At 64.7% G+C, this 9680-nt stretch carries 6 protein-coding genes and 2 pseudogenes; 7 read left to right on the forward strand and 1 reads right to left on the reverse strand.

Annotated features, from left to right (window positions below; translation table 11 throughout):
- From VTU_RS29045 to VTU_RS0120795, 3 genes and pseudogenes are all read left to right on the forward strand, one after another.
- A pseudogene (locus VTU_RS29045) lies at positions 1 to 267 on the forward strand (peptide chain release factor N(5)-glutamine methyltransferase); the annotation flags it as partial.
- Between the two features lie 68 nt (positions 268 to 335).
- Entirely contained in the window at positions 336 to 668 is a 333-nt protein-coding gene (grxD, locus tag VTU_RS0120790) for a Grx4 family monothiol glutaredoxin (protein WP_010108241.1), read from the forward strand.
- A 67-nt stretch (positions 669 to 735) separates the two neighbouring features.
- Positions 736 to 1368, forward strand: coding sequence for a LysE family translocator (locus VTU_RS0120795; RefSeq protein WP_010108242.1), 633 nt, complete (start codon positions 736 to 738; stop codon positions 1366 to 1368).
- A 51-nt stretch (positions 1369 to 1419) separates the two neighbouring features.
- Here VTU_RS0120795 and VTU_RS0120800 read toward each other — a convergent pair whose 3' ends face one another.
- Positions 1420 to 2196 carry an exodeoxyribonuclease III gene (locus VTU_RS0120800; RefSeq protein ID WP_010108243.1) on the reverse strand — a complete coding sequence of 259 codons (777 nt, stop codon included), beginning with the start codon at positions 2194 to 2196 and terminating at the stop codon, positions 1420 to 1422.
- Between the two features lie 412 nt (positions 2197 to 2608).
- On the opposite strand from VTU_RS0120800, the gene VTU_RS0120810 reads away from it, so the two are divergent.
- The 4 genes and pseudogenes from VTU_RS0120810 to VTU_RS35150 form a co-directional block, all read left to right on the forward strand.
- Positions 2609 to 2923, forward strand: a complete 315-nt coding sequence (locus VTU_RS0120810) for a type II toxin-antitoxin system RelE/ParE family toxin (RefSeq protein ID WP_029554625.1) — start codon at positions 2609 to 2611, stop codon at positions 2921 to 2923.
- Entirely contained in the window at positions 2920 to 3240 is a 321-nt protein-coding gene (locus VTU_RS0120815; RefSeq protein WP_010108245.1) for an addiction module antidote protein, read from the forward strand. Before VTU_RS0120810 ends, VTU_RS0120815 begins: the two co-directional genes overlap by 4 nt.
- Before the next feature lie 886 nt (positions 3241 to 4126).
- Positions 4127 to 9063, forward strand: a pseudogene (locus VTU_RS35145) (Ig-like domain-containing protein); the annotation flags it as partial.
- Positions 9064 to 9078: 15 nt separating this feature from the next.
- Positions 9079 to 9680 (forward strand): Ig-like domain-containing protein (locus tag VTU_RS35150; RefSeq protein WP_236610821.1); only part of this gene is annotated, 602 nt, incomplete at its 3' end.

The raw sequence follows: 9680 nt of genomic DNA on the forward strand, positions 1-9680 counted from the left end.
CACCTCGCGGCCCTGCAGCACGAACCCCTGCAGGCCCTGGTCAGCGGCGCGGACGGCCTGCACGACATCCGCGCCATCGTGGCCCAGGCCCCCGGGCATCTCGCAGCCGGAGGCTGGCTGCTGCTCGAGCACGGCTACGACCAGGCCGCCGCCGTGCGCGCCCTGCTCACGGCCCGGGGCTTTTCCCTGGTGCAAAGCCGCAACGACCTCGCCGGCATCGCCCGCTGCACCGGCGGGCAGTGGCCTGCGGGCCAGACAGTGAAATAATCCACCGCACCCGTCCCGGGCAGCGCGGCTGCCCCGGCCGCCCAGACCCCATTCCAGGAGAATTCCCCATGAACGACACCCAGCAACGCATAGACAGCCTCGTGAAATCCAGCGAAATCCTGCTGTTCATGAAGGGCAACGCCAGCTTCCCCCTGTGCGGCTTTTCGGGCCGCGCCATCCAGATCCTCAAGGCCTGCGGCGTGGACCCCAAGGGCCTGACCACGGTGAACGTGCTCGAAGACGACGCGATCCGCCAGGGCATCAAGGAATACAGCCACTGGCCCACCATTCCGCAGCTCTACGTGAAGGGGGAGTTCATCGGGGGGTCGGACATCATGCTGGAGATGTACGAGTCCGGGGAACTCCGGCAGGTGCTGAGCGCCCAGGCCCAGGGGGAGTGAGCCGGCGGACGCGCGGTGGTTCGGCGACCTGCTCATCGGCGCCGGCCCGGCGCGCATCACGAAAAAAATGGAACAAGCCTCGATCCTGACCTACCTGGCCGTGGTGGCCATGATGGTCCTCACGCCCGGGCCGAACCTCGCGGTCATTCTTCAGTCGGTCGCGGCGCGGGGTTGGCGGGGTGGTTTCGGCAACCTCTTCGGCATCGCGGCAGCGTTCTACTTCCACGCCCTGTGCTCGGTCATCGGCCTGACGCTGGTGCTCAGGCAGGCACCCGCGCTATTCACCGCCGTGAAAGCGCTCGGTGCCGCCTACCTGATCTACCTGGGCGCGATGAACCTGCGCATGGCATGGCGCGCGGCGGGCAGGGAGAGTGCGGCGGCACCCACCGCGGCAGCGACGCACTCCACCAAGGGAGCCTTGTTCGAGGGCTTCATGACGAATGCCCTCAACCCCAAGGTCGGGCTGTTCTATCTCGCCATCTTTCCCCAGTACATCGATCCGAACGAGTCGGTATACGCGAAGTCCCTGCTGCTGGTGACGATTCACGCCTCCTTCGCGTTCGGCTGGTATGCGCTGCTCATCGTCGGCTTCGATCGCTACCGCAGGCGCATGGGCACGAGCAGATCCATGGTCGTCGCGGCACGCCTGGTGATCGCCACCGTGCTGATCGGCCTGGGACTGAAAGTCTTGATCACCTGAGGCAGGCGGCCCGCGCAGGCCCTGTCGGGCGGAATCTGAAAACCGCAGTTCTCAGTGCAGGCTGAGCAGCACCGGCGCGTGGTCGCTGGGCTGCGGGTTCTTGCGCGGGGCGCGGTCCACCACGCAGGCGCTCACGCTGCTGCGCAGCGCATCGCTCACCAGGATATGGTCGATGCGCAAGCCCCGGTTCTTCTGGAAACCCAGCATGCGGTAGTCCCACCACGAGTAGCTGTTCTCGGGCTGCTCGAACATGCGGAAGGCGTCCGTCAGCCCCAGCGCCAGCAGGGCCTGGAAATGCGCGCGCTCTTCGCTGGTGTGGTGAATGGTCTCGCGCAGGCCCTCGGGGTCGAAGGAGTCGCGGTCCTGCGGCGCCACGTTGAAGTCGCCCGCGAGCACCAGCCGCGGGTGCGCCGCCAGTTCGGCGCGCACCATGTCCTGCAGCGCCTGCAACCAGCGCAGCTTGTAGGCAAATTTTTCCGAGCCAGGCGCCTGCCCGTTGACGAAGTAAGCATTCAGCAGGCGCAGCGGCCCCGTGGGCAGGTCCAGCGTGGCCGTGATGGTGCGCGCCTGCTCGTCGCCAAAGGCCGGGATGTTGCGCACCACCTCGCGCAACGGGTGGCGGCTCAGGATCGCGACGCCGTTGTAGGTCCTTTGCCCGAACGCGGCCGCCTCGTAGCCCGCCTCCTTCAGCGCGGCGTGCGGAAACTTGTCGTCGCTGAGCTTGAGCTCCTGCAGGCACAGCGCGTCCACCGGGTGCGCGGCCAACCAAGCCAGCACCTGGGGCAGGCGCACCGTCAGGGAGTTCACGTTCCAGGTGGCAATCTTCATGGTTCAAGCGTTTTCTTTTTGATTTCAGGTACTTGCTGCGTGGATGTGCCAGCACCATGGTGTTGGCGGGGGCCTTGTTCCGCGCAATCATAGTGTGGGTGCTGTCGGCCGTGATGCCGCAGGAACGCTTGTCGATCTGCGCCAGATCAAGCGGGCTTTCCTTGACCGGGCGGTAGATGGTCGAACGGGACACCCCCGGCTTGGCCTCGGCCACGTTGATGCAATACAGAAGCGCGCCGTCGGTTGGCGTGGCGCCATGCATGCTGGAGTCGCGCGCTGCCGATGCCGTCCACGCCACGGCTGCATCCGCTCGATCTGGCCATGCTCCGCATCGTCAGGAGCGCGGCGAGCGCTAATGCATCGCGCTTCGATTGCGCTTGACAAAGCGTAGTCGTTCGGTTACAAATTGGTCGTGTTTACGCTCAAACCGCTGCCCGAATTTGCCCAATGGCTGAACGGCCTGGCTGACGCGCAGGTCCACGGTGTGATCGTGGCGCGGCTTAGGCGGTTGGAGCGTGGCCTGCCGGGCGATGTGCAGCCGGTTGGCGATGGCGTGTCGGAACTGCGCATACACATCGGCGCAGGCTGGCGGGTGTACTTCACGCAGCGCGGCGAGCAGCTTATCGTGCTGCTGGCCGGTGGTTCCAAGGGCTCGCAAAAGGCCGATATCAAGCGTGCCAAGGAACTGGCCGCGATGCTGAAGAAATTACAGGAGAAACGGCAATGAGCAAGAAGCAGCGCATCATCGACGTGGACAAACTGCCCGTGTTCGACGCCAGTGAATATCTGCACAGCGAGGAAGCCATGGCGGCATACCTGACCGACATTCTTGAAGCAAACGATACCGGCCTGCTGGCCGCCGCGCTCGGCGATATCGCCCGCGCTCGCGGCATGACGGAAATCGCCAAGGCCGCAGGCATCACGCGAGAAGCTCTGTACAGGGCTTTGCGGCATGAAAGCGAGCCGCGGTTCGAGACCATCAACCGTGTTTGCACCGCGCTCGGCGTGCGGCTGGTTGCCCAACCTCTTGCCGTAGCAGCCTGACCGGACACGCCGGGCGCTGACGGACCCAGCCTGTGCAAGCACAACCCGAGCCCCCTCGATAGGGGCGGCGCGGGTGCGGGATCGTCCACCACCGCTTGCGTCCCGCAAGTATTCCTGCGCGCCGGGGCCAGCGCCCTCGCAAAAATCCCTGCTCACCGCGCTACGCCTGCATGCGCCCCGGCTTCTGAAGCTCAGCGCCACGACAGGTTGGAGCGTCGCTTGGCCATGCCAGGGACCGCCCCCACAGTCCGCCACGCGCCGGGCCGATAAGGGCCAGCCGCCCGCCCGCCGGTGGCCTGTCGCGCCAAGGCGACGCTCGGAGTCTTCCGAGGAGCGATACGCCCCGCGTTTTCACACCAACTCATGGTCCCCGGTGTCCCGGGCCTGGCACCTGCTCAATGACTAGGCGGTGAGAGCAAGCAAAAACCTTGGCAAGTTGACTATTTTGTACAGGGTGACAGGGAAAAATATGCTACATCCTATTTGTATCTACAACTGTATGAGTTGAAAGCAGATGTCTGACAAACAGCTTGACGTACCGGTGGCTCCCCTTGCAATCGGCGAATCGCTTGGCTGACCCGGCACGCCGCATCCGCTGCGGCGCAGCCCCCGTGTCGGGAAGTCGTCCGACGCGGCCGACCGCCCCTGACGGGTCGAACGACACCAATCCCCAGGCATCGCTGCGCGCACTGGGTCATGGGGCAACGGCACGCCGCGGGCGCCCCATCCCTGGCTGGCATGCGGCGCCAAAGCGGAATCCAGAGGTCCTTACCGAACAAACAAAAGCACCATGAACAACGACACCCATACCAGTCCGGTGAGCCGCGACACCCAGGCAGATACCACGCCGCCCCAGTTGCTGCGCATCAGGAACGGCCTCTTGATCATGCACCCCGCTGCGGCGATCGGCGAGGTTTTCGATGTCGAACTCCAGTTCAGCGAACCGGTGACCGGCCTCACCGTAGCGCACCTGACCGTGCCCAATGGCACGCTCAGCGATTTGCGTTCCCGTGGTGGCGGCCAGATCTGGAACGCCCGACTGACCCCGACGGCCAACATCGTCGCTGAGACGAACGCCATCAGCGTGGTCAATCTCGACGGCGTACGAGACGCTGCCGGGAACAACGCCACGCTCGCCAGAGATTTCAGCAGCGAAAACTACATCATCGACACCGAGAGGCCGGTGCTGAACGGCGCCACGGTGAATAGAAACCGGTTGGTGCTCAGCTATACCGAAGCCAGCTCGTTCGGTTTGGAAACAAACCAAAAGGCGACCCCCGACGCATTCACGGTGCTCGTTGGGAATACCGCCAACGCGGTCATCATCGTCACCGTGAACGCCGTGGCCAAGACCGTCACGCTGACGCTGGCCCGCCCGGTGGGGCATGGCGATACGGTAACCGTCTCCTATGCCGACCCCACGACCGGCGACGACAGCAGAGCCACGCAGGACGCTGTCGGCAACGACGCGGCCAGTTTCACGGCCCAGCCGGTGCGAAACGACACACCAGCCGGCACGGGGCCCATGCTGAGCAGCGCCGCGGTCAACGGCAACCAGTTGGTGCTCAACTACACCGCAGCCAACCCGCTGGACGCGGCCCACACAGCGGTCGGCGCAAATTTTGAGGTGAACGTCGATGGCGCCGCCAACGCCGTCACCGCCGTCACCGTGGACGCCGTGGCCAAGACCGTCACGCTGACGCTGACCCGTGCCGTGGAATATGGCGCGACGGTCAGCGTCTCCTACACCGACCCCTCGGCGAATGACGACGCCAACGCCACGCAGGACCAGCAGGGCAACGATGCGGGGAGTTTCTCGGCCTGGTCGGTGAGCAACAACATGGCACCAGACGCCACGGCGCCCCGATTGCTCAGCATTGAGATCGACAATACCGTGCTGAAAATCGGCAGCCGGCCTGTCATTACCTTCACCTTCAGCGAAGCGGTGGACGGCTTCTCCTTGCGCAACCTGATCGTGCCCAATGGCTACATCACCAGCCTGATGCGGATTCCCGATGACTCCCGGATCTGGATAGGCCGCCTGCGCCCGTCAAGCGGCGTCACCGCTGACGGCAACACCATCATCGTACGCAACCTCATCGGTGTGAGGAATGAGGCAGGACAAACCGCTGCACTCGCCAACGACTTCACCAACCCCAGTTACATAGTCGACTCCGTGCGACCCGTGTTCGAGCGCGCCACGGTCAGCGGTGAGCAGTTGGTGCTCTACTACACCGAAGCAAGCACGCTGGACGCGACGAACAAGGCGCCACCCGGTGCCTTCTCGGTGCTCATCGGGAACGCTGCGACGCTCGTCACCACCGTGACCGTGAACGCCGTGGCCAAGACCGTCACGCTGACACTGTCCAGAGCCGTGGCACACGGTGATGTGGTAACTGTCGCCTACACCGACCCCACGACACCTGTCTCCAACAATCCCGCAACCGGCGACGACATCAACGCCACGCAGGACGCCGTGGGCAACGACGCGGCCAGTTTCACGGCACGGCCCGTGGAAAACGAAACACCAGACACCGCGGTACCCGTGCTCGCGAGCGCCACGGTCAACGGCAACCAATTGGTACTGAGCTACACCGACACGTCGACGCTGGACGCGGGGAACAAAGCGGACCCGAATGCCTTCACGGTGCGCGTCAATGGCAACGCCAACGCCGTCACCGCCGTCACCGTGGACGCAACGGCCAAGACCGTCACCTTGACGTTGGCCACGGCTGCGGTGTATGGCGATGTGGTCGCCGTCACCTACACCGACCCCACGGCGAACAACGACGCCAACGCCACGCAGGACGCTGCGGGCAACGACGCGGTCAGTTTCACGGCACGGCCAGTGGAAAACAGGACCACAGACATCGCGGCGCCTGTGTTCGCGAGCGCCACGGTCCACGGCGACCAGTTGGTGCTGAGCTACACCGATACGTCCCCGTTGGACGAGCGCAACAAAGCGGACCCGAATGCCTTCACGGTGCGCGTCAATGGCAGCGCCAACATCGTCACCACCGTCACCGTGGACGCAACGGCCAAGACCGTCCTGTTGACGCTGGCCAGAGCCGTGGCGCATGGTGACGTGGTCAGTGTCTCCTACACCGACCCCACGGACGACGACGACGTCAGCGCCACGCAAGACATTGCGGGCAACGACGTGGGCAGCTTGACGCCCCACGGCGTGACAAACGAGACACCAGACACCATGGCGCCCGTGCTCGAGAGCGCCACGGTCAACGGAACCCGGTTGGTGCTGCGCTACACCGACACGTCCCCGCTGGATGCGTACAACATAGCGGCTCCGAATGCCTTCACAGTGCGCGCCAATGGCAGCGCCAACGCCGTCACCACCGTCACCGTGGACGCGGTGGCCAAGACCGTCACGTTGACGCTGACCAGAGCCGTGGCGCATGGCGACAGGGTCAGTGTCACCTACACCGACCCCACGGGCAGGAACGACGTCAACGCCACGCAGGACGTTGCGGGCAACGACGCGGCCAGCTTGATGGCCCAGGTCGTGGAAAACGAGACACGAGACACCGTGGCGCCCGTGTTCGAGAGCGCTACGGTCAACGGAATCCAGTTGGTGCTGCGCTACACCGACACGTCCCTGCTGGACGCGCGCAACAAAGCGGCTCCCGATGCCTTCACGGTGCACGTCAATGGCAGCGCCAACGCCGTCACTCCGTCACCGTGGACGCAATGGCCAGGACCGTCAAGCTGACGCTGACCACGGCCGTGGCGTATGGCGATCGTGTCACTGTTGCCTACACCGACCCCACGGCCGGCAACGACGCCAATGCCACGCAGGACATTGTGGGCAACGACGCGACCAGTCTCACGGCACGGACAGTGGGAAACGTGACACGCAATACCACGGCGCCCGTGCTGGAGAGCGCCGAGGTCAACGCAAGCGAGTTGGTGCTGCGCTACACCGATACGTTCCCGCTGGACGCGACCCACAAAGCGGAGCCGAGCGCCTTCATGGTGCGCGTCAATGGCAGCGCCAACGCCGTCACCGCCGTCACCGTGGACGCAATAGCTGGGACCGTCAAGCTGACGCTGACCGCGGCCGTGGTGCATGGCGATAGTGTCACTGTCGCCTATACCGACCCCACGGCCGGCGACGACGTCAACGCCACGCAGGACGCTTCGGGCAACGAAGCGGCCAGTTTCACGGCACGGGACGTGGAGAACGAGACACCAGACACCGACGCGCCCCGGTTGATGAACATCTTGATCGAACGCAACACCCTCAGACGGGGCGAAATGACCACCGTCAAGTTCATCTTCAGCGAAGAAGTGTTCGGCCTCACTGCGGGCAACGTTGCCGTGGAGAACGGCAGGCTGACGAACCTGCGGCGCCAGATCGACAAGCCCATCTGGCTCGCCGACCTGACACCGAATGACGTGGCCACGGCGCATAACAACATCATCCGCGTGAGAAATCTCGTGGGTGTACAGGACCTTGCAGGCAATACGGCCGCGGAACCAACGAGCAGCATCCAGGCCGTCTACAGCATCGATACCACGTTGCCCCAACTGGCCCCGGACGGCATCACGATCATCTACTCCGACACTGCCGACACCACCCTCAGACAGGGGGAGACAGCCACTGTCCGCATCACCTTCACCGAAGCCGTGGAAGGCGTGGAAAACGCCGTGAGTGCGTCCCATGGCACGCTCAGCGCACCGACCCGCAGCACCGACGGCCGGACCTGGACTTTCACCCTGATCCCGGCAGCCAACACCACGGCGCGCGACAATGAAATCACCCTGGAAATGTTCCAGGTGACCGACTTGGCGGGCAACTCGGGCGAGGCCCCCGCAGACGCACCGGGTGCATTGGACGGCATCGTCAGCAGCAGCAACTACAGCGTCGACACCGTGCGGCCCGCGCTCGCGAGCGCCATGGTCAATGGTCGCCAACTGGTGCTGACCTACACCGAAGTGACCACGCTGGACGCGATCAACAAGGCGGCTCCGAATGCCTTCACGGTGCGCACCAACGCCAACGCCAACGCCAACGCCAACGCCAACGCCAACGCCAACGCCAACGCCGTCACCACCGTCACCGTGAACACAGCGGCCAAGACCGTGACGCTGACGCTGAGCAGCGCCGTGGCGCATGGTGATACGGTCAGCGTCTCCTACGCCGACCCCACGACCGGCGACGACACCAGCGCCACGCAGGACGCTGCCGGCAACGACGCGGCCAGCTTCACGAATTCGCCGGTGCGCAACGAGACACCAGACACCACACCGCCCGAACTGGCCGCCACCGGCCACACGATCGACCATACCCTCATCGGTCCCGGCCAGCCAGCGATCACCACCATCCAATTCAGCGAAGCGGTCAAGGGCTTTGGCACGGAAGACGTGATCCTGGAGCCAGGCGGCGGCAGCGTGAGCGAAGTGACCGCCGTGAACCCCGGCGCCGGCGGCCGCAGCGACACCTGGCGGGTCACGATACAGGCCCCGGCGAGAGGCGTTGCTGCGAAGAACGACGACAGCGTCAGGGTGAACCTCCGTGGTGTGATCGATGTCGCGGGCAACGCGGGCGTGAGGACGGCGACCGTCCCCGGCATCCGCTACGACGTCGACAACATACCGCCCACCGCCACCATCACACTCAGCGACTACCGGCTCGCGGCCGGAGAAACAGCAGAGGTCACTGTCCAATTCAGCGAAAGAGTCACCGGCTTTAACCTCTCCCAAATCTTGGCGGACGACGGCAGTCTGAGCAATCTCAGAACCAGTGCCGACGGCCTGACCTGGACTGCCACACTGACCCCGACTGCCACCGGAGAGCAAGGGACCGACTTCCACATCTGGATGGGGACCAACTACGGCGCCGTGTGTGACTTGGTGGGCAACGCACTCTGGCCTTTCGCCAGAAGCGCCGTGTACACCCTGGACCGCGTGACGCCGCAGCTGGCCGCCAGCGGCCACACGATCAGCCACACGGCGCTTGGGCCCGTGCAGCCAACGACCAGCGTCAGGATCAAATTCAGCGAAGTGGTCAAGGAATTTGGCACGGACGACGTGACCCTGGCCACAGGCGGCGGCAGCGTGAGCGCGGTAAGCGCAGTGAACCCCAGCGCAGACGGCAGCAGCGACACCTGGGAGATCACGATAGCCGCAGGCACAGGAACAGCCGCGAGCAACGGCATCACGGTGAACCTTGCAGGGGTGAGCGATATTGCGGGCAACGCAGGCGTTGACACGGTAACCGTGCCGGGCCTGAGCTACAGCATAGATAACACGGTGCCCACGGCAACGATCACGCTCAGCGACAACCGACTGGCAGCAGGAGAAACGGCCGAGGTCACGATCGCGTTTAGCGAGAGAGTCACTGGATTTGAGCTCGAAGACCTCGCAGTGGGCAATGGCACGCTGAGCAATCTCAGGGCCAACGCCGACGGAAGGACCTGGAC

Source organism: Verminephrobacter aporrectodeae subsp. tuberculatae At4 (genome assembly GCF_000193225.1).
GTDB classification, from domain to species: domain Bacteria; phylum Pseudomonadota; class Gammaproteobacteria; order Burkholderiales; family Burkholderiaceae_C; genus Acidovorax; species Acidovorax aporrectodeae.